A 24506-nucleotide genomic window follows, 5' to 3' on the forward strand; every position below is an offset into this window, starting at 1 on the left:
ACTACATCGCCAGATCGCTGCTCGAGACCGGCGGGTTCAGACCCCAACTACACCCTGGATCATGATGAGCCGCGAAAGGTGCCGCTCATGGATGATCCGACACGGCCTGAAGTGGGTGAACGACTGCTGGCGGCCTTGCGAGAGGGATCGATCATCGTTCCAAACTTCGTAGCCCCCACTGCCGTCGAGGTCCACGCATTGGGAGCGGGCGAGAGCTACGCGGCGTGGAAGGTGGGCGACGGGTCCCAGGCGGTCGTGGTGCGGGTCCCTCGCCGTCCACCGGAGGAGATGCCCACGGCGATGAAGGAGGAGTTCGATGCCGCGACGCTGATCGACGGATCGGTTGGCTCTCGTGCACTTGTGATGGACGACAGTCCCGAGAACGCACTGGGTGCTCCATTCATCGTGTCGACGTTCGTCCCGGGTACTGTTCTCGCTGCCCACGAGTGGAACGAGGCGCTGCTGATGGCCCACGCCAGACAGATGGCGAAGCTCCACGACCCGTACTATGAACGGGCAGGGGCCGTGGGGGAGGATGGAGCCGCGATCGATCTCGTGCGCGAGTTTGACGAAGGATACGCGTGGTGGCAGGAGTCGCATCCAGTCGTAACCGACAGTCACGGCGTCGCGCCCCTTGGCACCGAGATCAGGAAGCGGCTCCTTGACGCCCGGCCGCACTTCGAAGACATGCGTTGTTCCTTCATCCACGGCGATCTCGTCGCCACGAACGTGGTCGTGGATCACGAAGCTACCCCCAGGTTCATCGATTGGGAGTGGGCACGGGTCGGTGATGTCGCGCAGGACCTTGCGTACATAGGCGGGCCAGTGGCCGGCGGACCGTGGTATGTCCCCATGCAGCCGTCCACGGTGAAGAGGTTCATGGCGGAGTACATGACCGCTGCGGCTGCCCAGCCACATTGGAACGACGAGTCGTTCGAGCGGTTGCAGGGACGGCGAGATGCCTGGGAGCTCTACGAAAGGTTCCTCTCCAGCCTGCACTTCTCGAAGCAGGCTCAAGTCCTCCATGACCCTGGCTACTATCCAGAAGCGGTCAGATCGTTACACGCCACGTTGCGCTCGCGTCTGAACGTCGACGACTAGGTGTAGTCGATCAACGTCTCCGGTCAGTACACCTAGCCCCGGCCCCGATTTCGTGCTGGTAGATGGCCCGGTAGGCGGCAATCTCCTCGTGGCTGCGCCCCACGAAGTTCCACCACAGCACGATGTCCTCGCCGAACGGTTCCCCGCCCAACAGAAGAAGCCGGGTGGGGCCGCCGTCGTGGGGGGTGGCCAAGGTGAGAGTCTGCCGCCCCGGCGGGAAGTAGGCCAGGTGATCGCCCGGGAGGTCCACGCCGTCGGCGAGCACTGCCCCGCTGTCCACGAGGACCGCGTGCTCGAAGGACTGATCGAGTTCCACGTCCCAGGAAGCGCCGGGTTCCAGGTGCACCTCCGCGCCGAGCAGCGGCGTGGTTCGGGGATCGACGGGTGAGGTGCTCCCCGCGAAGGAACCCAGGAACACGCACAGGCTCCACCCTGGCCCCCGCACGGGTTCGGGCGCGTAGTGCGCGAAGTCGTGCTCCTGTTCCCTGGTGGCATCGGGCAGCGCGTACCAGAGCTGCGCCCCGTGCAGGACGGTGGTCTCCGGGGTGGAGTACTCCTGGTGGGTGATGCCGCGGCCCGCCAGCATCAGGCTCATCTCTCCGGGGCGAACCCGGGCTCTTTTCCCCGCGGAATCGAGATGGTCGATGGATCCGGTGAACAGCCAGGACACGGTGGCCAGCCCCGTGTGGGGGTGCCGGGCGACGTTCATCCCGTCGGTGACGGTCACGTCGTCCGGCCCGTAGCTGTCCAGGAAGCACCACGCTCCGACCAGGGAACGCCGACGTTGGGGCAAGGTCCGCCGGACGTTCATCCCCCGCGGGCCACCCAGCGGCACCGCTCGCGGCGGCAGGAGCTGGACCTGCTCGCCGCTGCCGGAGCGGCACAGGGTCTCCAGGGGGACGGGTTCGGTGTTGCTCACCGGCCCTCGCCCTGAACGGCGGAGGACGCGAATTCGGGGTGCCGCCGCAGCCACAAAGCCACGTACGGGCAGGTGGGGATGATCTTGTGGCCACCGGCCTGAGCCGTCTCCACCGTGAAGCGCACCAGATCGGAAGCCAGCCCCTGGTTCTGGTACTGCTGCCGGACACCCGTGTGCACCAGGTCCCAGGCCGCGGAACCGTCAGGGAGCTCGACCTCCAGGTAGTTCACCTCACCGATGACCTGGTCGTCGTCGAGCAGCTCAACCGCGGTACCCGACGGGTTGTGGCGCAGGGAGTACCGGGAGTCTGGGGTCTGCGTCATGGTGTGCCCTTTCGGTCCAGGGTCCGCTGCGCGATGCGTTTCAGGTGCAGCGCGCGAAGCCGCGGGTGACGTGACGGGAAAAGGCGGACGCGGCCGCCGATATTCCTTCAGCATGCCACCATGTCCGTCGGGGACGGGAGCGTGGGTGCCACCGCGGCTCACGTTTCGGACGATCGATCACACCGTGGACGGAGGGCCCGTGACTGCGTGGCTGGAACGCCATCAGGCGGTGCTGTACCTGTTCACGCTGGTCATCGGGATGTTCGTCGGCCACCTGCTCCCCTCAGCGGTGAGGCTGGAGCCGGCAGTGAATCCAGCGATCGCCCTCCTGCTGCTGTCCACGTTTCTCAGTATTCCGTTGGTACACCTGGCCGCGGCCTTCCGGGACCTCCGCTTCCTGGGTGTCCTGTTGCTGGTCAACTTCCTGGTGGCCCCGGTCGTGGTGTGGGTGCTGAGCCGCTTCGTCGTACACGACCGGGCGGTACTCACGGGCCTGCTGCTGGTGCTGTTGGCCCCGTGCGTCGACTGGGTCATCGTCTTCACGGGCCTGGCTGGCGGGGACCGGGCGCGCATGACCGCGGCCTCCCCCACGTTGATGCTGGCGCAGATGCTCCTGCTGCCCGCTCTGCTCATGCTGATCGGTGGGCCTGGGGTGGGCCTCCATCTCACGGCGGGCCCCTTCCTGACCACCTTGCTGTGGGTCTTCCTCCTGCCGCTGGGCCTGGCCGTCGTCGTCCAGCTCCGGGCACCGCGCCTGGAACGGATCGGTCAGGCACTCATGGTGCCGGCGGTCATGGCCGTGCTGTTCCTGGTCACCGCTTCCCAATCGGCCGCGGTGGGTTCGCAGATCGGCCAGATCATGGCGGTCGTACCGCTGTTCGTCGCCTTCGTGCTGATCATGACGACAGCGGGGCTGGCCGTCGGGCGGCTGTTCCGTCTCCCCGAGCCCTCGACGCGCGCCGTCATGTTCAGCGCGGTGGCCCGCAACTCCCTGGTGGTCCTCCCGTTCGCGTTGGCGCTGCCGCCCGGGACGGAGGCGGCAGCGCTCGTCGTCGTGACCCAGACGATGGTGGAACTGGTTGCCCTGGTGGTGCTGGTGCGGATTGCGCCGCGGTTGTCCAGGGTGGCGGAGGGCCGTGAGACGGGTGGGGAACTCTAGCTCTTGACATCCCGGCGACCGACCGACGCGGCGGCTACGGCCATGCCCAGCACGCCGATTCCCGTGAGCAGCACCATCTGGGGCCAGTGCCAGGTTTCACCCACGGACGGTGCCCAGGCGTACAGGCTAAGGTCACGCAGCCAGCCCGGCAGGTCCACGAGCCCACCGAACATCTGCAGGAACATCGAGCCCGCGATGACCGCCCAGATCGCCCCGGACAACCGCGGAACCACCGCGATCAAGACGGCGACGACGCCGATCCCCGCCACCACCGCCGGGACCTGACCGAATGTTGAGGTCATCGACAGTTCGAAGGACTTCCCCGCCCCGACTTCCTCGGCCATCTGCATCTCACCGAGCCAGCCCATGAGAGCGGAGGCAGCGGCCAGCACCGCGACCGAAGCCACGACCGCCCAGAGGCAACGGGCCAGCAGGGACCGCCAGTGGCGTGTGCCCGCCGTGAGCTCCAGGTCCAGGTGTCCCACCTTCTCCTCCCCGCGCCACTTCAGCACCACGGAGACGGCGAAGATCGCGACCAGCAACGCGACGTAGAGGCCCAGGAATTCGTAGAACTGCCCCAGGAGGCTCTCCGGAGACAGCGCTTCCGCAGCCTTCGCCAGGTCTTCGGAGGACGCCCCCGGAACCGTGCCGGACGAGGCCGACATCTGTTCCAGCATCTTCCGCGTGGGTTCGCTGTCCCGCAGGGTCTCCACGAGCCCATCGGTCATGGAGCCGAACAGGGCGGCGACCACCAGAATTGCGACGGACCACCCCACCATCTGCGAGCGCGCGTCGATCCATGTCCAGACCTCCACCCCGGGGACGTGGAGCCGTCGTGAGCTCGCGGAGCTGTCCGGGAGAACCGAACGCGAGTACTCACGCGCCGAGTACAGGCCGACCGCGGCCATGACCAGGACGACGTCGACCACCACGAACACCAACAGCGGCCACATACGGTCCTCCGTGTACGGGGACACCACTTCCTTCCACCCGAACGGTGAGAACCAGTTCAACGTGCGCAGCCACCGGGGCCAGTCGTCGTTGCTGATCGCCTCGTCCGCGAGAATCCGGAGCAGGAACGTCACGCCGACGAACAGGAACGACCAGGCACGGGCCCCCCTCGCTTCCCCGCGCAGCTGGGCGAAGACCATGGCCACCAAGCCGATCGTGCACCCAGAGAGGGCCGTCACGCCGCCGAAAGCCAAGGCACCCTGGGTGGTGAGTTCCGAGGTCGAGGCCATCTGGGCCAACAGGATCGCTGCGGATCCGCCGCCGACCAGCAGGCAGGCCGTGAAGACCAACACCATGCCTGCGATCAACGGCGTCACGGTGCGGACACCGGAGGCCCGGACGAGTTCCAAGGTCCCCGCGTCCTCTTCGCCACGGGTGCAGGACACGGCCAGAAGCAGCGCCATGATGCAGGTCAGCAGGATGGCGTAGGCGCCGACCTCCCACACGAACAACTGCCCCAGTCTGCCGGGGCCGTGCATGATCCCGTAGATGAGGCGCATGCCGTCCGTGTTCTGCATCTGCTGGACCAACGGGCCGCGTTCTTCAAGGCCCGGGTACGTCGTTTGGTAGGACGGCACCGTGATGCCCACCAGCAGGAGCAGCGACAGCGTCCAGGCCACCAGGGCCACGCGATGGCGCCGGAGCATCAACCGGGTGGCCGGCCACAGTCCGAAGCGGCCCCGCGTCATCGCGCGTCCACCTGGTAGTGGCGCAGGAACAGGTCTTCCAGGGAGGCGGAGGCGACGGTGACGTCCGTACACCCCGCCGCCGCGACCTCGGCCAGGACCTGGGGCAGCAGGTCCCGTTCGACCGGGAAGTCCAGCACGCCGGCGGCGGGTCGATCCGCGGACGCCTTGGGATCCACCCCGCGGGCGTGCAGGGTTGCGGCCAGGCGGGTGAGGGTTTCGTCGTCGTCGTGGACCGTGACCTCGACGGCGGCCAGGTGCTGGAGGTGGCTCAAGGTGCCGGACTCCACGACCCGGCCGTCCTTGATGATGGTGACGTCCGTGCAGAGCCGTTCGACCTCGCTGAGGATGTGGGAGGACAGCAGCACGGTGCGGCCTTCCGCCGCCGCCTCCTTGACGCAGTCCTGGAACACCTGCTCCATGAGAGGGTCCAGGCCAGAGGTGGGCTCGTCCAGAATGAGTAGTTCCGTGGGCGCGGAGAAGGCGGCCACGAGCATCACCTTGCGTCGGTTGCCGGTGGAGTAGGAACGGACCTTCTTGGTGGGGTCCAGCGAGAACCGCTCGATCAACTCGGTTTCGCGGGACTTGTCCCTGGCCCCGCGGAGCCCGGCCAGGACGTCCAGCACCTGGTGGCCGGTCAGATTGGGCCACAGCGCCGAGTCCCCTGGAATGTATGAAACCTTCCTGGTGACTTCCGCGGGTTGGCGCCCCGGATCCATGCCCAGCACGCGCACGGAACCGGAGGTGGCGCGGTACAGCCCGAGCATCACGCGGATGGCCGTGGACTTACCCGCCCCGTTGGGGCCCAGAAAGCCATGGATGCTGCCGCGCCGAACGGTGAGATCGATACCGTCCAGGGCGTTGAGGGAACCGAAGCTCTTGACCAGACCCGTGACCTGGACCGGGGTTTCAGCCGCGGTGGGCGAGGAGATCCCGGCGCCCTGGCCGGGGGAATTCGGTGTGGCTGCAACGTGACTCACTTGAGCGCTCCTGCTTGTTGGTTGCTGAGGGAGCCGGGCTCCACCGGTCCGATTTCGGTGACAGGCAGTGGGGAATCGATGTGCGGGGGTACCGCGAAATGGCCTTCGTCCACGAGGTCGTTGAGGCCCTCGAGGAGTCGTTTGATGACATCGCGCTGGTGGGGATCGCGGTACTCGAGCATGACCATGCGCATGACCACGGAGCGGACCGCCGGAGTGGCCCACCCGGGAACCACGCTCAGGTAGAGGCTCATCAGGTCGCCGTGCGCCTTGCACCACGTCAGTACCTCGTCGACGAACGCCTGGATGCTGGCTTCCAGCTCGGGTGCCGGTACGTCCCGGATGGCCACGAAACGGACCAGGAAGTCGGCGCACTCGTCCATGGTTCGGGTGTCCATGGAGAGCTTCTGCATCACGTCGCTCTTGATGAACCCGCGCTGGGTGAGCATCTCGGCCATGCGGCGTTCGCGGCGCAGTACCCGTTGGATGTGCGGATCATCCGGAATGGCCGCTTCGAGTCGGTCGTAGACGACGCCGATCTCGGCGGGGACCGACGAAAGGCCCTTCCCGGACTCCGCCGAGTCGATCAACTGCAGGATGCGTTCCCGTTGCCCGTGGAGTTCCTCGATGGCCCCGTCGATGTTCTCCAGGGCGGCGTGAAGGTCGCCCAGAGCCGGGCCATCCGCGGGGCGCTGGGTACCGGGAGCCTCGGGAACGTCGTCGACGTCGTCCGCGGGGTCCTGCGCCAGGAGGTCACGGACGGCGCTCAGGGAGAGACCGGCCTGCGCCAGCCACCGCACCCGAAGGACTCGCGCGACGTGCTCGATCTGGTAATCCCGGTAGCCGCCACGCACCGGTGGGATCGGGACCAGTCCTTCCCTGTGGTACCACCTGATGGTGCGGACCGTGGTGCCGGTCAGCTCCGCCGCCTCCTTGATCCTCATGTGCACATGGTGCGCCGTGACGTCGCGTCACAGTCAAAGACGCGCCAGACCTGCGTCAGGCGAAGAAGAACCGCACCAGGTGGAAGAACACGGGAGCGGCGAACACCAGCGAATCGAACCGGTCCATGATGCCGCCGTGACCGGGGATGGCGGAGCCGAAGTCCTTGACCCCGCGGTCACGTTTGATGGAACTCATGACCAGCCCGCCCAGGAATCCCATCGCGCAGGAGATGAAGGACAGGACCGCCGCCTGCCACGGCGTGAACGGAGTGGCCCACCACAACAGGGCGCCCAGCGCGGTGGCGGTGAGGATCCCACCGATCAACCCCTCCCACGTCTTGTTCGGGCTCACCGACGGCGCCACGGGGTGCCTGCCCAGGGTCTTGCCCCACACGTACTGGAGGACGTCCGAGCCCTGGACCACGATGACCAGGAACAGCATGAGGGCGGCTCCCTGCCCGCCACCCAGGCCGGGCGCGGACCCCTCCGCCCGCGCGCGGCCGAACTCCATGGCGATGGGCAGCTGCAGCAACGCGGGCACGTAAGACACGGCGTACACGCACACCATGAGGGCCCACTGGACGCTGGCCGCCCGGGACAGGAAGTTCTCCGTTCGCCCCTGCAAAGCGGCAACGGCCGGGAGGAACAGGAACGCGTACACGGGGATGAACACCGCGAACATGCCGTACCAGTGTTCCCACAGGAACCAGTAGTGCAGCGGGGTGATGACGGCCAGCCACATGATGGTGTGGCGGTCCTGGCGACGCTCCGGCAGGAACTCGGCCATCTCCCGCAAGCCGATCAGGGACAGGACGGCGAACAAGACCACGACGGCGGTCTCCCCCGCCAGCAGCGCCGCTCCGAGTGCGCCGATCATGATCCACCACGCCCAGGTGCGTTGCCGCAGTTCCTTGGAGAACGTGGCCTTGGTTTCCGGAAGACGCGAGGTGATGGCCGTGACGACAGCGGTGGCCAGGACCAGCGCTACGACGGCACCTCCCAGCAGCCACGCGGACTGTCCGGAGACCATGCCGATGTGCTGGCTTCCGGCGAACAATTCACTCACCCAGGTCATCGGGCAGCCCTTGCGTTGAGTTCACGGGCAATGATGCGCAACCGGATCAGGACGGTCACCAGCGAGCCGAGCGCGATCAAGGCCAGAGCGACCATGAGGCCCAATCCCCAGGGAAGCTGCCCGGGGAGCACGGTCTCCACCGTCCCGACCAGACAGCCCAGCACCAACAGCCACATGCGCCGGGGCTTGGACATGGGGCCCTCGAAGTGGTTGGACAGCCCTTGCGCCGCGCCCAGGGAACGGACATAGGCCGTCAAAACGGCGAGCGTGGCCGCGATCCAGCCGAGTGCCACGCCACCCGGCAGCTCGGCCAGCGCATAACCCGCCCCGGCCAGGAACAGGATGTCCGAGAGCCGGTCCGGAAGTTCGTTGTAGAGGTCGCCCACGGGTGAACTCATGCCACCTTCCACGGCCAACATGCCGTCCAGCATGTTGGCCAGCAGGCGCAGCGGTGCGCACACGGCGGCGGTGAGCAGGAGCAGGACGCGAGTGACTCCGCCGTCGTGGATCCCCGCGAGAACCAGGGCCACGCAACCCACCGCAGCCACGACCACCGAGGCCACGGAGATCATGTTGGGGGTCAGCCCCAGACGTTGCAGGGTGACGGCCGCGCGGCGGGCCCAGGATGTGGTCCGCTGGGGGACCACGCGGCGCATGGTGCGTTCGCCGTCGTCCGGCTGGGAACTGTGCCGGGAATCAGGCCGGGGATGCTGCGTCACGGTGGATCCTCTCCCGCGGGGTGGTGCTCAGAGGGCACCTTCAGCATATGCTTCACATACGCAAATACTCGAGAGGGTGGGTCATGGTTCTGCGACATTGCGCCAGGGATCACGCGGTGGCCTTCGGGTGGGGCGTGGCGGAGGCGACCGTGTTCTTCGTGGTCCCGGACGCCTGGACCTCCTATCTGGCGCTGCGCAGGCCCGGTCGTGGGTTCGCGACGACGGCGAGCGCCACGGCCGGCGCTCTGCTCGGCGGCAGCCTGGTCCACGGGTGGGCTGCACGGACTCCGCCTGAACGCTCAGCCGACCTGGCGCGCAGGATCCCCGCGATCAGCGTCGCCATGGTGGCCAAGGTGGACCGGCAGATGAGCGAGCACGGGCTCCCAGCACTGATGATCGGCCCCTTCACGGGGACGCCGTACAAGCTCTACGCGCGGTCGGCCGGTGTCCAGGGGTTGGGGCTTCCCGGGTTTCTGGCCTGGTCCGTTCCGGCGCGGATGACGCGGTTCGTGATGGTCACGGGGGCGGTGGGGGCTCTGGTGGCCGTTGCCCGCCGTTCGGGGATCACTGACCCGGGCCGGGGGCTGTCACGTTTGCCGGGGATGACGCCCGAACGGGCGGAGAAGGCGGTGTTCCTGGTGGGGTGGGGCGCGTTCTACACGTGGTTCTTCCGGTCGGTGGGGCGGGAGTAGGCAGCCTTGTGTTGTCTGACACCCGTGGAAGACTCAGGTCATGGAAAGGGCAGGTCAGCGGGGGTTTTTGTCCCTCGTACAGCACCAGTCCACCGTCGGATTCAGCGACGGTGGGGAATCGTTGTCGGCCCATTCCCCGCTTCCCTATTCCGTGCTTTCCAGCTCCCAGCCATCCGATGTCCTGCCGCCCCGTTCCCTGCCGTCGCGTTACCCGGTGCCGACGTTCGTCGATCCTGGTCCGCGTGATCCGGCCGTAGTGGACCGAATGACGCTGGGCTGGTCCGCGCCCCAGGCAGTTGAGACCTTGCCCGAATGGGACGGTGCGGAGGACTACGAGCCCGACCCCTCCTGGCCGGAAGACCCCGCGCCCTGCTCCGAACTCATTCACATCGACGGGGAACCGGCGGCCCACCTGGTGGACGATCTACGGGAGGCCTCGCGCACGGAAGCAGCATCACGTGGCCGGGTCCTGCGAAGGGTTGCGGAGCTGTACGCCTACGCGTTGGCCCGCCGTGGGGACACCGAGCACGCCTGGATCCACGAGCTCACCCGAACCAAGGGCCCCAGGGCCCAGGTCGGGCCTGTGGCCTCCGTGGCAACCGCGTTGGCGCAGTCCAGCACGGACCTGGTGCTGCGCGACGTCGCTGCCGAGGTGGGCGTGGCCCTCATGCTTCCCGCCGGAACCGCCCGTGCCACCTTGGAGGAAGCCCTGGTCCTGGCCGGTGATCTGCCGGAGACCTTGGAGGCGTTGGAGGAAGGCCGGATCACCTGGGCCCACGCCCGCCTTCTTCTCCGCACCTGGCGAGCGCTCCTGGACGGGGTGGGCACCGAAGACTCCGCGAGCGCCGCCCAGATCGAAACCGCGACCGCCCAGGACGAGCTGCCGCCGGTCGACTCCCCCACGGAGGCTCGGCGGGAGGCGCAGGAACTCGTGCACGAACTCTTGACTCGGGCGCCTCACACCAGCGTGGCGCAATTGGGTGACCACGCCCGACGCCGCCGGGCCAAGCTCGGGTCCGCCACCCACCGGCGCGCGTGCGCGAGCGCCCGTCGGCACCGCAATGTGTGGGTCACACCAGCGGATGACGGCCTGGCCTGCCTCAACGCCGTGCTGGACGCTCCCGTCGCCACAGCGATCAAGACCCGACTCGACACCATGGCCCGAACCCTCGACGACGATCACCGACTGGTCGGAGAGAAGCGGGCAGACGTGCTGGGCGATCTCCTGCTGGACGGAGAGCTTCCGGAGAGCTCCGGCATTCCGCGCGGAATCAGGGGACAGGTCTCGATCACGGTGCCCGCGGCGGATCTCGTCGCTCACGACCCTGACCTGTTCGGAGTCGCGGCCCGTGTTCAGGTCGAAGAATCCGGGGCACACCTCCAGGGCTACGGGCCGATCAGCCCGGGCGACGCCCTGCGGATCGCGGCGGCTTCATCGTCCTGGAAACGCCTGCTGACCCACCCGGACACCGGAGTGGTCATCGAACACGGCCGGTCCACCTACACCGTTCCCGCCGGATTGCGCTGTCTGCTCGCGGAGCGCGACCAGACCTGCAGGTTCCCGGGCTGTCGGCGTCGCGCCACGGGTTGCGACGTCGACCACACGGTCGCCTGGGAGGACGGTGGCAGCACCGATGCAGAGAATCTGGCCCACCTGTGCCGACACCACCACCGCATCAAGCACGACGACGGTGCACTTGGGGCCTGGCGGGTGCAGCACCTGGGCCACGGGGTTCTGGAATGGCGATCGCCCACGGGCGTGGTCCGTCGAACGGTCCCGGGAGCTGCTACCTCAGCCACCACCGAGTGGCTTGCGGGCGGGACCGCGGCAACGGGCCCGCCGCTACTCCGGGCCGGTGCCGCACCTGACGATCCCCCGCCGTTCTGAACGTCCCGTACCGAGGCAGACAGAGGCGCAGGTACGGGCAACACAGACACGGAGGCAGGCGCGGGGTACTGGAACGGCCCACCCGGCACGCACCTGCCTCCCGGGTGGGCCGAGGTGGCCAGATCATGGGAGCATCGTGGACAAGCGAACCCGACAGGGGCTCGGCATTGCGCACGGTGCGGCTCAGTGGCACGAAACGAGCACCCACACGGCTCGCACCAGAGACCACCCGTTGTGACGCACCACGTGGAAGGCGGTACAGCACGCATGAAGATCTCGATCGCCCAGTTGAACTCCACCCCGGACGTCGACCAGAACCTCGAGTGCGTGCTGGCCGCTGTCGCACAGGCCGCCGGTGACGGTGCCGACCTGGTGGTGTTCCCGGAGGCCGCCGCGTGCTCGTTCGACGGCAAGTTCGCCGACTTCGCACGGACCTCTGCGGACCGCTTCCACAAGAGCGTGCAAGATGCCTCCGACCAACACGGGGTGGCCGTGATCCTGGGGTCGTTCACGCCCAGCGCCTCGGACGAGCGCACCGCCAACACCTTGTTCGTCTTCAGGCCGGGTCAGGACCCGGTCACCTACGACAAGATCCACCTGTTCGACGCCTTCGGCTTCAAGGAGTCCAAGGGCATCGTCCCGGGCAGCACACCCGTGTCCGTGGACGTCGGAGGCACTCAGGTGGGTTTGGCGATCTGCTACGACCTCCGCTTCCCGGAGTTGTTCACGCGGCTGGCCCGCGACGGCGCGCAGGTCGTCGTCGTGATCGCATCCTGGGGGGACGGGCCCGGCAAGGCCCGGCAGTGGGATCTGCTGACTCGTGCCAGGGCGCTGGACTCGACCTCCTACGTGGTCGCCTGTGGGCAAGCGGTGCGCGACCTCGCGCACGAAGGTGAGGCCACCAAGACTCCCCTGGGCGTGGGGCACAGTGCCGTGATCGCACCGGACGGAAGCGACGTCGTGCGGCTCGACGGCGGAGAAGACCAGGTGACCGTGGACCTGGATCTGGCCCAGGTCACAACGGTCCGCGACTCCATCCCGGTGCTGGCCAACAACCGGTTGTGACCCGCGCGTGGACATCACCACCCACCAGCTGCGCTGCTTCCTCGCGGTGGCCCACACCCTGCACTTCGGTGCCGCCGCGCGCGAACTGAACCTGAGCCCGTCGGCGCTCAGCGAGCAGATCAAGACCGTCGAACGACGCACCGGCCGCGCCCTGTTCCACCGCACCTCGCGCAGCGTGCAGCTCACACCCCACGGGGTCCAGCTGGTTCACCTGGCACAACGCGCGGTTGCCGCCCACGACGACGTCGTGGCGTGGACCCGCTCGCAGGAGTCGACGGAGCTGACCATCGGCCTGATGGTCCCGGGCCTCGGGTTCCGTGACGTCTTGGCGCGGGCCACCACCACCATGCCCGGAACCCGCTGGAAGGTGAAACACCTCGGATTCCTCAACAGCTACGACGCCTTGCGCGACGGGACGGTGGACTGCCTGTTCACCGCACGAACCCAAGGCGAACCGCCCCGAGAGTTCACCTCCCACGCCGTCCGGGAGGAGGACTGCGTTCTGGTCACGCCCGCGCATCATCCCCTGGCCGACCGTGCCGCCGTCGCCATGGCGGAAGTGGTGGGTCTGGCATTCATCGCACCCGTGAGCAACGGGGACCGGGTGAGCGGGTGGCTCGACGGGTACGGGCCACTCGACGTGCGGCACCACGCAGCGACCTTCGACGAGGCCTTGGAACTGTGCGGTGCCGGCTTGGGGGTCAACGTGGCCGCCGAGTCCGTCCGGGAGACCCACGCCCATGCCGGGGTCCGCTTCGTCCCGATCCAGGACGGGCCAAGGGCCACCACGTATCTGAGCCACCGGGCCGAGGACGATTCCGAGGTCGTTGCCCACTTCGTCCGGGCGGCCCTGGCACCGACGGATGATTCCCCGGGGCGCCGCACCGAGCAGGCCTGATCTCACAAGTTCCCGCAGACCCCGAGGGATCGTCCCGGTCATCCGAAGGATCGTCCCAAACTTCCGTCTGGTGATCGAGTGGCTCCTGTCACACCATGGGCTGCATGCCCGATCCGCGAGTCACGATCCACAGAGATCTGGTCCACACCCACCGCGACGGTCAGGACCTCCTCTTCGACCTCTACCTGCCCGAGCGCACCGCTGACAGCGCCGAACCTCCCGCCGTCGTGCTCTGGCTGCACGGCGGAGGCTGGTTCACCGGCGACCGGACGCTGGCACCGGACCTGACCCAGCGGGCACAGGCGACCGGTATGGCCTTCGCCAGCATCGAGTACCGGCTCTCCGGGCAGGCACTGTTCCCCGCCCCACTCCACGACGTACGCAGCGCGGTGCGGCATCTGCGTACCCACGCCGCCGAGTACGGCATCGACCCCGCCCGCGTAGGAACTTGGGGAGCCTCCGCGGGCGGTCACCTTGCGCTACTCACCGCACTGACCGGTCACCTGGAACGACTCCCGGGGGAGGTCGACGACGACGGACAGGGCGACCAGCCGCCGTCGTCAGGACCTGTCCGCGCGGACATGCAGGCCGTGGCCGCGTCCTACCCGCCCGTGGACCTGACCGTGCCCGTCAACGGCTCACCCGCGGGCGAGGTCGATCCCGGATCGCCCGAGGCCCGGCTGATCGGCGGAACCCCCGAATCCCTCCCCGAGCAGGCCCGGGAGGCGAGCCCGCTGCATCGTGTGACGCCCGAATGCCCACCGGTCCAGCTCTCGCACGGGACCGGCGACCTCCTGGTCACGCACCGTCAGTCGCTGGAACTGCACGAAGCCCTGACGAACGCCGGAGTGACCAGCGAGCTCTACCTCCTGGACGGATACAAGCACGGGTTCCTCAATCCCCCGGGACGGCTGGACGTCCGGATGGCGGAGGTCATGGACGACGGCCGCCTGGAAGCCGCCGGTGAGGCCCCCGGAACCTTCCACGGCCCGAGCGGTGCGGAGCCCGTACCGGCTGATTTCGGCTTCCCGACCGTGGACGACTTCTTCCGGCGGCACCTCGGGCGGCCGTGACCGGCCTGGACCAAGTGCTTTCCATATCCGCTCGAACCTGACTCCAAGCCGCCCGACGCCAACCCGCTCGAACCTGCCCGAACCCGACGCGAACCCAACTCCAACCCGACAGGAGACACACCGTGACCCAACCCGATGAGGCGCGCATCCAAACCGTTCAGGAAGCCAAGCCACTCTTCAACGCCCTCCCGGGTGAACCGCTGCCCTATTACGTGGCCAACGGCGAAGGGCTGCGATTTGAGCGGGACGGCCAGCTCTGGACGATCATCGCCCGGGCCGGGGACACCGGCGGTTCCTTCGACGCGGCATTCATCCGCGGCTCGCACGGCACCGGAGCCGCAGCCCACAGCCTCCCGCGGCACCAGCGGTCCTACTACGTGTTCGAGGGCCAGGTTCAGGTCTGGCTCCCCGGCCGCAGCCGTGTTCTGGGCCCCGGGGACTCCGTACACGTCCCGGAAGGCACACCGATCGCCTACCGCCTGCTCGGCCACCTGTCCAAGCTCCTGCTCTTCAGCGCACCGGGTGGGGCCCTGGACGAGCTGATCAGCGGCGAGGATCAGGTGGAACATCACCTGTACCCGGCCGGCGCAGCGGAGACGACCACGGACGCCGGTCTCGCCCTCCCGCCACTGGGGTCGGTAGCCCAAGGAGACCTGGAACTGCTCGGCGCGGACGACGCCTGGGACGCGGATCTCCCCGAAGGCAACGAGCCCTACATGATCCGCGGACTGGAGGGAGACCGCCGCGGCTGGCCGGACTCGCTCAACGCCTTCAGCTCACGCGGGCGCACGACGGGCGGCCGGTACTTCTCCGTGGACACCCTGGGAGCGCCCGCGCCCTACATCATCCAGCACTTCCACCAGCTCCACACGGAGAACTTCTTCTGCCTCTCCGGCCGCATCTGGCTGTGGGTCAACGGAGAGGAAATCCTGGTGACGGCCGGCGACTACGTCCACGCCCCCGCCGGAACGGTGCACAGTTTCGCCTTCGCGGCCCACCAGACGCGCATGCTCGGGGTGCTCACGGGCAACGTCTTCGAACCGTTCTTCGACGTCACGGGAGTGGACACGGAGGACCACGTCTACACCGAGGGTCTCATCGACCCGTCCGTGGTGATCGGCGGCATCAAGGCCAATCCGGATCTGGACCTGGTCGTCACCGGGCCGCCTCCCGAGCGGACCCGCGCACCCGGTCTCTGACCGACGAGTCTCCGGCGCCCGCTACGGACGCCGGAGAGCCGTCTCGCACCTTCATGGCGCTCACTCCGTGGCCCTCACACCAGGATCAGACCCACGGCCAGACCCAGACCCACGGCGACGACGGCGGCTACCGCGGTACCCCACAGGTAGGCCAACGCGGCCCATGGTTGACGCTCGTAGAGCGGCTGTAGGGTCTCGAACATCGCGGTCGAGAACGTGGTGAAGCCGCCGCAGAACCCCACGGCCACCAGCACCCACGGGCCGGGGTCCGCGGGGACCGTGAAGGACCCCGACGACGGCGCCGCCAACCCCACTGCCAGGCCCAGGACCAGGGAGCCCAACACGTTGATCAGCAACGTCGACAGCGGGACGCCTCCCCTCCAGCGCACACGGATCTCACCGTCCAGCACGAACCTGGCGGCGGCACCCACCCCGCCGGCCACCGCAGACACCAGGATGGGCGTCATCGCTCACCCCGCAGGAGGTCCCCCGGGTGGCGTCGTCGTCCCCACCGGGCACCGGTGACAGCCCCCAGGTGTGCGGACAGCAGTCCCAGACCCAGGGTGACCAGGACGTACCCGACCAGAACCGGAACGCGGCCACTCGCCGCCAGCTGGACGAGGTCCAGGGCGAAACCGGAATAGGTGGTGAAGCCGCCGAAGAATCCGGTCCCCAGCCCGAGTCGGAGCAGCCGCCGCCTGGGCCCTTCGGGACCGGCCGCGGCCAGCGCCTCCAGAAGGACACCCAAGCCGAAAGCCCCGGCCAGATTCACCAAGAGGGTCGCCAGCGGCCAGCCACCCACCTCTCCCTGCAATCCGGTGGACACCAGGCCCCGGCAGGCAGCGCCCAGGAAACCACCCAGCACCACCACCAGGATCAGACCGACCTGCCGGTGTGGAGGTTTCACGTCCCGACCCCGACCGAACACGGGGACGTGGTCATAGCGCCCACGGTCATCGACCCCGGTGCAGTGACCCTGATCAGCCGTGCCACCGCTGCAGTGCTCTCTGCAACCGGTGCAGCCCTTCGCTGATGACCTCCGGCGGGTTGGTCACGTAGGACAACCGCATGGTCGAACGGTCCGGGTCGTGCGCGTAGAAGGACTCCCCGGGAACGAACGCCACGCCCTCCTGGACTGCGATGGGCAGCAGAGCCGTCGTGTCGATCCCGTTGCCCAGTGCGGCCCACAGGAACATGCCGCCGTCGGGCGAGGTCACCGTGGCGCCCTCGGGCAGGATCTCGATCAGTTCCTTCCGCATCCCGTCACGCCGCTGCTTGTAGACCTGGACCACGGTGCGGATGTGCTCGTCCACGTCGTAGGCCTCCAGATAGCGCGCCACAGCCAGTTGATCGACCACGGAGGAGTGCAGCCCCACGGCCTCCTTGGCGATGGACAGCGTGTTCATGATGGGGCCTTCGCCGCGGATCCACCCGACGCGGATGCCCGGTGCCATGATCTTGGAGATCGAGTTCAGCAGCAGGGACTGGTGCGCCAGCCCCGGCAGGGCACAGATCTGGGGGATGAACTCGCCGGAGAACCGCAGTTCGCCGTACGGGTCGTCCTCGACCAGGATCGCCCCCGTGCGGCGCAGGACGTCGGCGATCTCTTCCCGTCGGGAGAGCGGCATGCACACGCCAGAGGGGTTCTGGAAGGTCGGAATCAGGTAGACGAACTTGGGGTTGTGCTCGCGGATCAGGTCCTCGAGCGCATCGGGGCGGGTGCCGTCGTCGTCCGAAGGAATGCCGATCATGCGCGCGCCCGAGGAGGCGAAGGCCTGCACCGCGGCCAGGTACGTGGGGCGCTCGACCAGGACGACGTCGCCCGGGTTGAGCATGGCGTTGCCCACCAGGTAGATGGCTTCCTGCGAACCCGTGGTCACCTGGATCTGGTCCGGTGTGGTCGGGATCGAGCGCGAGACCCGCAAGGCCGCCTGTTCCCGCAGTTCCGGCTCACCGGGGGTGGAGGAGTACTGCAGCGCCTTGGCCGGGCGGTTGGCGAAGACCCAGTCGAAGCAGGCCCGGATGTCCTCCGCCGCGAAGAACTCCGCCGCCGGGGCTCCCCCCGCGAAGGAGATCACGTTGCCCTGGGACAGGACGTCCAACAGGTCTCGGACGGCGGTGGAGGTCACCCCGCCGTAGCGGGAGGAGACGGGGAACTGCACGGGTGTGGGCACGTCAGACATGTCTCCGATCATCCCACTACTCGGCCGTGATGCAGCACCTCACGTACGTTCAGGGCGCGATCCAGCACCAGCAGGTTGGCCTGCGCACCGCGGGCGATCCGGCCGATGTCCAGGCGGCCGAGCAGATCGGCCGGTCCCTGGGAGGCTGCGCGCAGTGCCTGCTCCACGGGCAACCCCACCCGTTCGACGGCGAACCGCACGGCCTTGTCCATGGTCAGGGTCGACCCTGCGATGGCCCCGGTGGCGCGGATCCGAGCCACTCCCTCCACGACGTCGACGTCCAGCGGCCCCAGCCGGTAGGACCCGTCCGGGTGGGCTGCCGCGGCCATCGCGTCCGTGATCAGCACGAATCGCCCCCGGGCCGCATCGGCGGCCATCCGGAGCACAGAGGGGTGGACGTGGACGCCGTCGGCAATCAGTTCGGCCACCACGGAGGGCTCCGTGAGCAGACGCGGAACAGGACCGGGTTCCCGGTGGTGCATGGGCGGCATGGCGTTGAAGACGTGGGTGCCCACCCGGGCCCCGGAGCGCACGGCGGCGCGCACCTGGTCGTCGGTGGCGTCCGTGTGGCCGACGGCGGCCAGCACACCGCGGTCGCTCATGTGGCGGATCGCCTCCAGCGCGCCCTGACGCTCGGGTGCCAACGTCACCATGCGCACCGCCCCCCGGCCGGCGTCCAGCAGGCGGCTCACCTCCTCCACCGCGGGATCGCGAAGCAGCCCGGGATCGTGGGCCCCGCAGCGTCGCTCGGCCAGCCAGGGGCCTTCCAGGTGGATGCCCGCCAACTCGTCCGTCTCGACCAGATCGGCCAGGGCTGCGACTTGTCGTTCGAGTTCTTCAATCGTGTCCGTGACCAGCGAGGCGACCATCGTCGTCGTTCCGTGGGCTCGGTGAGCGCTCAAGGCCACTCGCGCGGCGTCGGCACCTTCGGTGAACGCGGCGCCCCCGCCACCGTGGCAGTGGCCGTCCACGAACCCCGGGGTCAGGTAGACATCACCCAGCTCCTTGGCACCGGCGGGACCGGCCCCGGTGCCGAGATCGACGACGACGCCGCCGCGGACCCTGACCCAGCCCTCCTTCGGCGTTCCCGTGGGAAACACGACCCGCCGGGCATGCAGGACCTGCTCCGCCATCCCGTCGGCGCTCACGTTGCCTGTCACAGCCCCTGCCACTTCGGTTTGGACTCCCAAGCCTGTCGAGCGTAGGACGCCAATTGCAGGCGCGAGGCCGCGGATTCGTCCAGGATCACCGTGGTGTGGGGGTGGAACTGCAAGGCCGTCGCTGGCCACATGGCTGAAACAGGCCCTTCGACCATGTGGTGGACGGCTTCCGCCTTGGCCTGCCCGAAGGCCAGGAGCACCAGGTGGCGGGCCTCCATCAGGGTGCCCACTCCTTGGGTGAGGCAGTGCTTGGGGACGGCTTCCAGGTCGTCTCCGAAGAACCGCGCATTGTCCTGGCGCGTCTGACGCGTGAGGGTCTTCAAGCGGGTCCGGGAGGCCAAGGAAGACCCGGGTTCGTTGAAGGCCACGTGACCGTCCGAGCCGACACCCAGGATCTGCAGGTCCACGCCACCGGCGTCCCGCATGGCCTGTTCGTAGTCGGCGCAGGCCTTGGGGAGGTCCCAGGCCGTCCCGTCCGGGCCGTGCACGTTCTCCGCCTGGATGTCCGTGGGCTCGACCAATTGGCGGTCGATCACCGCCCGGTAGCGCTGAGGGTGTTCCGGTAACAGCCCCACGTACTCGTCGAGCATGAAGGCCCGCGCATCCTTGAGGCTCAGTTCACCCGCCTGGACCCGGTTCGCGAGTTCCCGGTAGACGGCCTCGGGCGACGACCCCGTGGCCACGCCCAGGACCGCGTCCGGTTTGCGGGCGATCAGTTCTCCGACGGCGTCGGCAACCAGCCGCCCGGCCCGCCCCTGCGATTCGACAATGACGACTTCCATGGCTCAGGCCTCCGTTGCGGTTTCGGTGCCTCGAGCACCCTTGGTCTTCTTAGACGTGTCCTTCTGGAGTTCGTCGTCAACGGCCATGGAGATCTCGCCTTCTTCCTCACGGCCGGGGGTCCGGAGGTTCCACAGTCGGATCACGAAACGGAAGACGATGTAGTAGATCAACGCGTAGGCGAGACCGATGGGGATGATGAGCCACGCGCGCTGACCGATGCCGAAGTTCAGCAGGTAGTCGATCGCACCGGCCGAGAAGCCGAACCCCATGTGAATGTCCAACGCGTTGACCAGCGCCATGGAGGTACCGGTCAGCACGGCATGCACCAGGTACAGCGGCCAGGCCACGAACATGAACGCGAACTCCAACGGCTCGGTGATCCCCGTGACGAACGAGGTCAGACCGACCGAAAGCATCACGCCACCGACTGCCTTCCGGTTCTCGGGCTTCGCCTCGTGGGTGATGGCCAACGCGGCTGCGGGCAACGCGAACATCATGATCGGGAAGAACCCCGTCATGAAGGTCCCCGCGGCGGGATCCCCCGCGAAGAATCGTGCGATGTCCCCGTGGGACCCGTTGAAATCACCGAGCTGGAACCACGGGAAGAAGTTGAGCAGGTGGTGCAGGCCCAACGGGATGAGCAGACGGTTGGCAACACCGTAGACGCCGCCACCCAGCACGTCGTTCTCCGCAACGGTCTCACCGGCCCAGGTCAGGAAGCTCGAGAACAGGGGGTACGGGAAGGCCAGCAGGACGCCCAGGACCAGGCAGACCACCGCCACCATCATGGGCACCAGCCGACGGCCGCCGAAGAAGCCCAGCCAGTCGGGCAACTTGGTTCGGTGGAACCGTTCCCAGAGTTTGGCGGTGATGAATCCGACCAGGATGCCCGCGAGCACCCCGTAGTTGATGACGGGTGGCTCCTCCTCCGTGCCCGGGCCAAGGACGACCGGGGCCATCGCATCGAAGACATTGGTCAGGACCAGATACCCGACGACGGCGGCGAGCGCGGTGGACCCGTCACCCTTCTTGGCGAACCCAAAGGCGATACCTACGGCGAAGAGCAGACCGAGGTTTTCGAACAGAGCGTTGCCCGCACCCGCGAACACAGCCGCGACCGTGTGCAAACCGTCGAAGCGACCCAGCAGGTCGTCCTGTCCCAAACGCAGCAGCAGCGCCGCCGCGGGAAGGCTGGCGATCGGCAGCATGAGGCTGCGACCGAAGCGCTGCAGCACGATCAGCGCCTTTGAGGGTTGCTTGCCTTGCTCCCGAGCAGCATCTGCGCTCGCTCCCACGTTTGCCCGGCCCATGGACCCGTCCTTTCTCTCTCCCGTAGAGTGATCTCAACTGGTTATAACCAGTGTTGCCAGTCACTGTGGACGAATCGTGCAAAACTGTCAACAACCTGTGAAACAACTCAGCAATTCCCGCAAGGAGGAGCCCATGTCCAAGCCCGAAGAGATCCTCTCCGCCCTGGGTGGCGCGGACAACGTCGAAGAGATCGAGGGCTGCATCACGCGCCTGCGCACGGAAGTCGTGGACGGATCGCTCGTCGACCAGGCCGCCCTGAAGGCGCTGGGGGCGCACGGCGTCGTCGTGGCCGGCACCGTGGTGCAGGTCGTGGTGGGCCCGGAGGCCGAGAACCTGGCCGAAGACATCCAGGACCTGCTGTGAGCACCACAGTCCGCACTCCGTTCGCGGGCCGGGCCGTCCCACTGACGGAGGTCCCGGATCCGGTCTTCGCGCAGGGCATGGTGGGCCCGGGCGCCGCGGTGGTTCCGGCCCAGGACGCGGCGAAGCTGACCGTCGTCGCACCCGTTGCGGGGACCGTCATGAAGGCGATGCCGCACGCCGTCGCCGTCGTCACGGAGGCCGGCCAAGGCGTCCTGGTCCACGTGGGCCTGGACACCGTGGAGCTCAAGGGCGAGGGCTTCGAGGTCCTGGTGGAGAAGAAGCAGAACGTGACCGCGGGCCAGGAACTGCTGCGAGTGGACGCGGCTGCGGTCCGGGCCAAGGGTTACAACCTGTGCAGCCCCGTGGTGGTCATGGACGGCAAGTCCGACGACGTGGCAGAGCAGGCGGGCGGGCCGGTGTCCGACGGTGCAACTCTCTTCAGGATCCTCACTGAGGGCACTGACTGAGGGCACTGACTAAGATCACCGGGTGACCGAATTGCCCGCCGCCAAACACGTCCGACTACGTGACGCGTTGGCCGAGATGATCCGCACGGAGCTGTCCGTGGGAGATCAACTGCCCGGTGAACGGCGGCTGGTGGAGCAGTTCGGCGTCTCCCGGATCACCGTCCGGCACGCCATCGCCCAACTGGTGTCCGAGGGCCTGTTGGTGCGCAAACACGGGCGGGGAACGTTCGTCGCCCACGGGATGGCGCAGTCACGGTTGCACCTGGCCTCCTTCCACGAGGACATGCGCGCGGCCGGCCTCTCCCCCTCCACACGGGTGGACGTAGTGGCCGAACAGGACGCTCCCCCGGAAGCCGTCGCGCATCTGGGATCCGACCGCGCCCTGCGGGTGCGGCGACTTCGCCTGGGCGACGGCGTTCCCGTCAGTGTGGACGACTGCTGGGTTCGCCCCGGTCTGCTTCCGTTGGAGGCCGACTGGGAGACCTCCCTGTACGGGATGCTCTCCGCCGCGGGCGCGGGCATCACACGGGCCGAACAGACCGTCCAGGCGGAGGCGGCATCTCCGGAGGACGCTGCCCTGCTGGGCATCGAGCCCGGGGCCCCGGTGCTGGCGTTTCACCGCCGGTCCTTCAGCGCGAATCCGGACGGATCCGAACGCCCGATCGACTACTCCGTGTCCGTGTACCGGGCGGACCGTTATCAGCTCCACATGGAGGTCCTGGCTTGACCGAGACAACACCCTCCGGCAGTTCCACCACCGAACTGCGCAGCAACGTCACCGACACCGCCCTGATCTTCGAAGGCGGCGGGATGCGCGGGAGCTACACGGCCGGGGCCGTGACCACCTTGCTGGGCGCCCGGATCCACATCGACTGGGTGGGCGGAATCTCCGCTGGGGCGTCCCACACCGGCAACTACATCTGCCGGGACGCCTCCCGTGCGCGCAGGACCTTCGTGGACTTCGCGGGAGACCCGCAGTTCGGCAACCTTCGGACCTTCGCCCGGGGCCAGGGGCTGTTCAATGCCGAGTACATCTATCAGCACGCCAGCCTGCCGGACGCGTCCCTGCCCTTCGACTTCGACCGCTTCCGCGCCAACCCGGCGCGCTACCGCATCGGTGCGTTCAACGCCGTCACGGGTGAACAGACCTACTTCACCAACGAAGACGCACCCACTCAGGACGACCTGATGCTCCAGGTCAGGGCGTCGTCGTCCATGCCCGTGCTGATGCCTCCCGTGCACTATCGGGACTCGGTCTGGGTGGACGGGGCGCTCGGCCCCACGGGCGGGATCGCCCTGGACGCGGCCCGCGCCGACGGATACCGGAAGTTCCTGGTGATCCTGACCCGCGAGCGCGACTACATCAAGGAACCCGAACGCTTCGCCCGCGTGTACCAGCGGAAGTTCCGGGACCACCCGGCTGTCGTCGAAGCCCTGGATGCGCGACCCGCCAACTACAACCGCACCCGGGAGGAGCTCTACGACCTGCAGTCGGCGGGCCAGGCGATGATCTTCACCCCCGATCGCATGCCGGTCTCCAACGGTGAACGCCGCGTGGCGCGCCTCCAGGCCGCCTATGCCGCCGGGTACGCGCAGGCGCAGCGGGAGCTACCGAGGTGGAAGGAATTCCTGGGGCTCTGAAAGGGACCTCGGAATGCCGGGGCCACCGTAAGGGAGGCTCAGGCCTCCTGGAGGCCCTGTTCGTCCAGGATGGTGATGCGTCGTCCGGGACCGAGCGCCAGGACACCCCGGTCCGCCAGGGCTCGCAGTCGCCGCGACAGGGTTTCGGGCGTGGTGCCGATCAGGCTGGCCAGGTCCTTCTTGCTCACGGGCAGTTCAAAGGTGTCCCCCACGGGCCGGTCCGAGGCCGTCATGAGGTAGTCGCCCAGTCGCTGGGCCACCGTCCGGTCGGCCAGGGCGGCCAGCTGCGCCTCCGTCTCCTCCAGCCGTTGCGTCACCACCTGGAGCATGTTGACCGCCATCTGGGGCCGTTGTTCGAGCCACTGCTGGACATCGATCCGCGACAGCGTGCAGACCATGGCATCGGTGACCGTGGTGGCCATTCGCGGGGCGGGCGATCCCGTCAACACCGAGTGCTCGCCCATGAACTCCCCCGGCCCCAGGATGCGCAACAGGCGTTCGGACCCGTCAGCGCCCAGGCGGACCTGCTTGACCTGACCGCGGTGCACGATCTGCAGTGCCGGCATGGCGCCCTGCGCCTGGATGACCTGGCCCTTGCCCACCGCACGAGTGGTCACGCGTGCCGCGATGCTGCGCCGCTCCTGGATGGGCAGGTCACGGAAAATGGGGACCTTGCTGACGCACGCGAACCGTGCATCCAGGTCCAACGCCACGTTCCCGGACGCTTCCACACCGACGTGCGAGCAACCGCAGCTCATGGACTCGTTCCTTCCCAGGTCTCAACTGCGCCAAATTGGGCTAGTCCATTATGACCTTATTCGACTCGTCTTGCGTGCGGGTGCAGGTGGTTGCCCCACCTCAGCGCA

26 protein-coding genes are annotated in these 24506 nt (G+C 68.0%); 12 read left to right on the forward strand and 14 right to left on the reverse strand.

The genetic code is table 11. The features are described from left to right. The first annotated feature begins 87 nt into the window (after positions 1–87). Positions 88–1101 carry a phosphotransferase gene (locus GWK18_RS08020; RefSeq protein ID WP_166834467.1) on the forward strand — a complete coding sequence of 338 codons (1014 nt, stop codon included), beginning with the start codon at positions 88–90 and terminating at the stop codon, positions 1099–1101. Between the two features lie 10 nt (positions 1102–1111). On the opposite strand, the gene GWK18_RS08025 is transcribed toward GWK18_RS08020, so the two are convergent. Further along, positions 1112–2020, reverse strand: a complete 909-nt coding sequence (locus tag GWK18_RS08025; RefSeq protein ID WP_348535891.1) for a pirin family protein — start codon at positions 2018–2020, stop codon at positions 1112–1114. Beyond that, a complete protein-coding gene (locus GWK18_RS08030) occupies positions 2017–2343 on the reverse strand; it encodes a GNAT family N-acetyltransferase (protein ID WP_166834469.1) in 327 nt (108 codons plus the stop codon). Before GWK18_RS08030 ends, GWK18_RS08025 begins: the two co-directional genes overlap by 4 nt. A 199-nt stretch (positions 2344–2542) precedes the next feature. On the opposite strand from GWK18_RS08030, the gene GWK18_RS08035 reads away from it, so the two are divergent. Beyond that, the gene (locus GWK18_RS08035; protein WP_348535892.1) at positions 2543–3502 is read left to right on the forward strand and encodes a bile acid:sodium symporter; all 960 of its coding nucleotides are present in this window, start codon (positions 2543–2545) and stop codon (positions 3500–3502) included. Here GWK18_RS08035 and GWK18_RS08040 read toward each other — a convergent pair. From GWK18_RS08040 to GWK18_RS08060, 5 genes are read right to left on the reverse strand one after another with little or no spacing between them, the layout of a single operon-like run. Then, positions 3499–5202, reverse strand: coding sequence for a hypothetical protein (locus tag GWK18_RS08040; RefSeq protein ID WP_166834473.1), 1704 nt, complete (start codon positions 5200–5202; stop codon positions 3499–3501). The genes GWK18_RS08035 and GWK18_RS08040 overlap by 4 nt on opposite strands. Further along, a complete protein-coding gene (locus tag GWK18_RS08045; protein WP_348535893.1) occupies positions 5199–6179 on the reverse strand; it encodes an ABC transporter ATP-binding protein in 981 nt (326 codons plus the stop codon). The genes GWK18_RS08040 and GWK18_RS08045 overlap by 4 nt, the downstream gene beginning before the upstream one ends. After that, the gene (locus GWK18_RS08050) at positions 6176–7123 is read right to left on the reverse strand and encodes a MerR family transcriptional regulator (RefSeq protein ID WP_166834475.1); all 948 of its coding nucleotides are present in this window, start codon (positions 7121–7123) and stop codon (positions 6176–6178) included. The genes GWK18_RS08045 and GWK18_RS08050 overlap by 4 nt, the downstream gene beginning before the upstream one ends. A gap of 55 nt (positions 7124–7178) precedes the next feature. Next, the gene (locus GWK18_RS08055; protein WP_209280913.1) at positions 7179–8198 is read right to left on the reverse strand and encodes a phosphatidate cytidylyltransferase; all 1020 of its coding nucleotides are present in this window, start codon (positions 8196–8198) and stop codon (positions 7179–7181) included. Then, positions 8195–8917: a CDP-alcohol phosphatidyltransferase family protein gene (locus GWK18_RS08060; protein WP_348535894.1), complete on the reverse strand. Its 723-nt coding sequence runs from the start codon at positions 8915–8917 to the stop codon at positions 8195–8197. Before GWK18_RS08060 ends, GWK18_RS08055 begins: the two co-directional genes overlap by 4 nt. A gap of 83 nt (positions 8918–9000) precedes the next feature. Between GWK18_RS08060 and GWK18_RS08065 the strand changes: the two genes are divergently transcribed. The 6 genes from GWK18_RS08065 to GWK18_RS08090 all read left to right on the forward strand — a co-directional run bounded on the left by GWK18_RS08065 (position 9001) and on the right by GWK18_RS08090 (position 15732). Next, positions 9001–9609, forward strand: a complete 609-nt coding sequence (locus tag GWK18_RS08065) for a hypothetical protein (protein WP_166834477.1) — start codon at positions 9001–9003, stop codon at positions 9607–9609. Positions 9610–9874: 265 nt separating this feature from the next. Next, a complete protein-coding gene (locus GWK18_RS08070; RefSeq protein ID WP_166834479.1) occupies positions 9875–11497 on the forward strand; it encodes an HNH endonuclease signature motif containing protein in 1623 nt (540 codons plus the stop codon). A gap of 267 nt (positions 11498–11764) precedes the next feature. After that, complete coding sequence (locus tag GWK18_RS08075; protein ID WP_123824483.1) at positions 11765–12562, forward strand: carbon-nitrogen hydrolase family protein; 798 nt, start codon at positions 11765–11767, stop codon at positions 12560–12562. Between the two features lie 7 nt (positions 12563–12569). After that, complete coding sequence (locus GWK18_RS08080; protein ID WP_166834481.1) at positions 12570–13460, forward strand: LysR substrate-binding domain-containing protein; 891 nt, start codon at positions 12570–12572, stop codon at positions 13458–13460. Between the two features lie 104 nt (positions 13461–13564). Beyond that, positions 13565–14533: an alpha/beta hydrolase gene (locus GWK18_RS08085; protein ID WP_166834483.1), complete on the forward strand. Its 969-nt coding sequence runs from the start codon at positions 13565–13567 to the stop codon at positions 14531–14533. A gap of 122 nt (positions 14534–14655) precedes the next feature. After that, positions 14656–15732, forward strand: a complete 1077-nt coding sequence (locus GWK18_RS08090; protein ID WP_209280914.1) for a cupin domain-containing protein — start codon at positions 14656–14658, stop codon at positions 15730–15732. A 74-nt stretch (positions 15733–15806) separates the two neighbouring features. Here the strand turns inward: GWK18_RS08090 and GWK18_RS08095 are convergent, their stop codons facing one another. The 6 genes from GWK18_RS08095 to GWK18_RS08120 all read right to left on the reverse strand — a co-directional run bounded on the left by GWK18_RS08095 (position 15807) and on the right by GWK18_RS08120 (position 21168). Further along, the gene (locus GWK18_RS08095; protein WP_166834485.1) at positions 15807–16199 is read right to left on the reverse strand and encodes a CrcB family protein; all 393 of its coding nucleotides are present in this window, start codon (positions 16197–16199) and stop codon (positions 15807–15809) included. Then, positions 16196–16639: a CrcB family protein gene (locus GWK18_RS08100; RefSeq protein ID WP_348535895.1), complete on the reverse strand. Its 444-nt coding sequence runs from the start codon at positions 16637–16639 to the stop codon at positions 16196–16198. The genes GWK18_RS08095 and GWK18_RS08100 overlap by 4 nt, the downstream gene beginning before the upstream one ends. Before the next feature lie 73 nt (positions 16640–16712). Then, the gene (locus GWK18_RS08105; RefSeq protein ID WP_166834489.1) at positions 16713–17915 is read right to left on the reverse strand and encodes a PLP-dependent aminotransferase family protein; all 1203 of its coding nucleotides are present in this window, start codon (positions 17913–17915) and stop codon (positions 16713–16715) included. Between the two features lie 8 nt (positions 17916–17923). Further along, the gene (nagA, locus tag GWK18_RS08110) at positions 17924–19075 is read right to left on the reverse strand and encodes an N-acetylglucosamine-6-phosphate deacetylase (RefSeq protein WP_348535896.1); all 1152 of its coding nucleotides are present in this window, start codon (positions 19073–19075) and stop codon (positions 17924–17926) included. After that, positions 19072–19857: a glucosamine-6-phosphate deaminase gene (gene nagB / locus GWK18_RS08115; RefSeq protein ID WP_166834491.1), complete on the reverse strand. Its 786-nt coding sequence runs from the start codon at positions 19855–19857 to the stop codon at positions 19072–19074. The genes nagA and nagB overlap by 4 nt, the downstream gene beginning before the upstream one ends. Positions 19858–19860: 3 nt before the next feature. Continuing rightward, complete coding sequence (locus GWK18_RS08120) at positions 19861–21168, reverse strand: PTS transporter subunit EIIC (RefSeq protein ID WP_123824476.1); 1308 nt, start codon at positions 21166–21168, stop codon at positions 19861–19863. Between the two features lie 97 nt (positions 21169–21265). On the opposite strand from GWK18_RS08120, the gene GWK18_RS08125 reads away from it, so the two are divergent. The 4 genes from GWK18_RS08125 to GWK18_RS08140 are packed head-to-tail and all read left to right on the forward strand — an operon-like array spanning position 21266 to position 23640. Then, positions 21266–21532: a glucose PTS transporter subunit EIIB gene (locus GWK18_RS08125; protein ID WP_267900136.1), complete on the forward strand. Its 267-nt coding sequence runs from the start codon at positions 21266–21268 to the stop codon at positions 21530–21532. After that, positions 21529–21999 (forward strand): PTS glucose transporter subunit IIA, encoded by a 471-nt coding sequence (locus tag GWK18_RS08130; protein WP_123824474.1) that lies wholly within the window; start codon positions 21529–21531, stop codon positions 21997–21999. The genes GWK18_RS08125 and GWK18_RS08130 overlap by 4 nt, the downstream gene beginning before the upstream one ends. 22 nt (positions 22000–22021) lie before the next feature. Further along, positions 22022–22726 (forward strand): GntR family transcriptional regulator, encoded by a 705-nt coding sequence (locus GWK18_RS08135; RefSeq protein ID WP_348535897.1) that lies wholly within the window; start codon positions 22022–22024, stop codon positions 22724–22726. After that, positions 22723–23640: a patatin family protein gene (locus GWK18_RS08140; protein WP_280720446.1), complete on the forward strand. Its 918-nt coding sequence runs from the start codon at positions 22723–22725 to the stop codon at positions 23638–23640. Before GWK18_RS08135 ends, GWK18_RS08140 begins: the two co-directional genes overlap by 4 nt. Positions 23641–23678: 38 nt before the next feature. Here GWK18_RS08140 and GWK18_RS08145 read toward each other — a convergent pair whose 3' ends face one another. After that, positions 23679–24398, reverse strand: coding sequence for a Crp/Fnr family transcriptional regulator (locus GWK18_RS08145; RefSeq protein WP_123824473.1), 720 nt, complete (start codon positions 24396–24398; stop codon positions 23679–23681). Between the last annotated feature and the right edge of the window lie 108 nt (positions 24399–24506).

It is taken from the genome of Kocuria sp. JC486 (assembly GCF_011602805.1).
GTDB classification, from domain to species: domain Bacteria; phylum Actinomycetota; class Actinomycetes; order Actinomycetales; family Micrococcaceae; genus Kocuria; species Kocuria soli.

What these genes read in the sequence shown, in the direction of transcription:
- GWK18_RS08070 (WP_166834479.1), top strand. Translation starts at nt 9,875, where the DNA reads ATGACGCTGGGCTGGTCCGCGCCCCAGGCAGTTGAGACCTTGCCCGAA.
- GWK18_RS08030 (WP_166834469.1), bottom strand. Translation starts at nt 2,343, where the DNA reads ATGACGCAGACCCCAGACTCCCGGTACTCCCTGCGCCACAACCCGTCG.
- GWK18_RS08085 (WP_166834483.1), top strand. Translation starts at nt 13,565, where the DNA reads ATGCCCGATCCGCGAGTCACGATCCACAGAGATCTGGTCCACACCCAC.
- GWK18_RS08040 (WP_166834473.1), bottom strand. Translation starts at nt 5,202, where the DNA reads ATGACGCGGGGCCGCTTCGGACTGTGGCCGGCCACCCGGTTGATGCTC.
- GWK18_RS08020 (WP_166834467.1), top strand. Translation starts at nt 88, where the DNA reads ATGGATGATCCGACACGGCCTGAAGTGGGTGAACGACTGCTGGCGGCC.
- GWK18_RS08065 (WP_166834477.1), top strand. Translation starts at nt 9,001, where the DNA reads ATGGTTCTGCGACATTGCGCCAGGGATCACGCGGTGGCCTTCGGGTGG.
- GWK18_RS08095 (WP_166834485.1), bottom strand. Translation starts at nt 16,199, where the DNA reads ATGACGCCCATCCTGGTGTCTGCGGTGGCCGGCGGGGTGGGTGCCGCC.
- nagB (WP_166834491.1), bottom strand. Translation starts at nt 19,857, where the DNA reads ATGGAAGTCGTCATTGTCGAATCGCAGGGGCGGGCCGGGCGGCTGGTT.
- GWK18_RS08055 (WP_209280913.1), bottom strand. Translation starts at nt 8,198, where the DNA reads ATGACCTGGGTGAGTGAATTGTTCGCCGGAAGCCAGCACATCGGCATG.
- GWK18_RS08105 (WP_166834489.1), bottom strand. Translation starts at nt 17,915, where the DNA reads ATGTCTGACGTGCCCACACCCGTGCAGTTCCCCGTCTCCTCCCGCTAC.
- GWK18_RS08120 (WP_123824476.1), bottom strand. Translation starts at nt 21,168, where the DNA reads ATGGGCCGGGCAAACGTGGGAGCGAGCGCAGATGCTGCTCGGGAGCAA.
- GWK18_RS08050 (WP_166834475.1), bottom strand. Translation starts at nt 7,123, where the DNA reads ATGAGGATCAAGGAGGCGGCGGAGCTGACCGGCACCACGGTCCGCACC.
- GWK18_RS08145 (WP_123824473.1), bottom strand. Translation starts at nt 24,398, where the DNA reads ATGAGCTGCGGTTGCTCGCACGTCGGTGTGGAAGCGTCCGGGAACGTG.
- GWK18_RS08075 (WP_123824483.1), top strand. Translation starts at nt 11,765, where the DNA reads ATGAAGATCTCGATCGCCCAGTTGAACTCCACCCCGGACGTCGACCAG.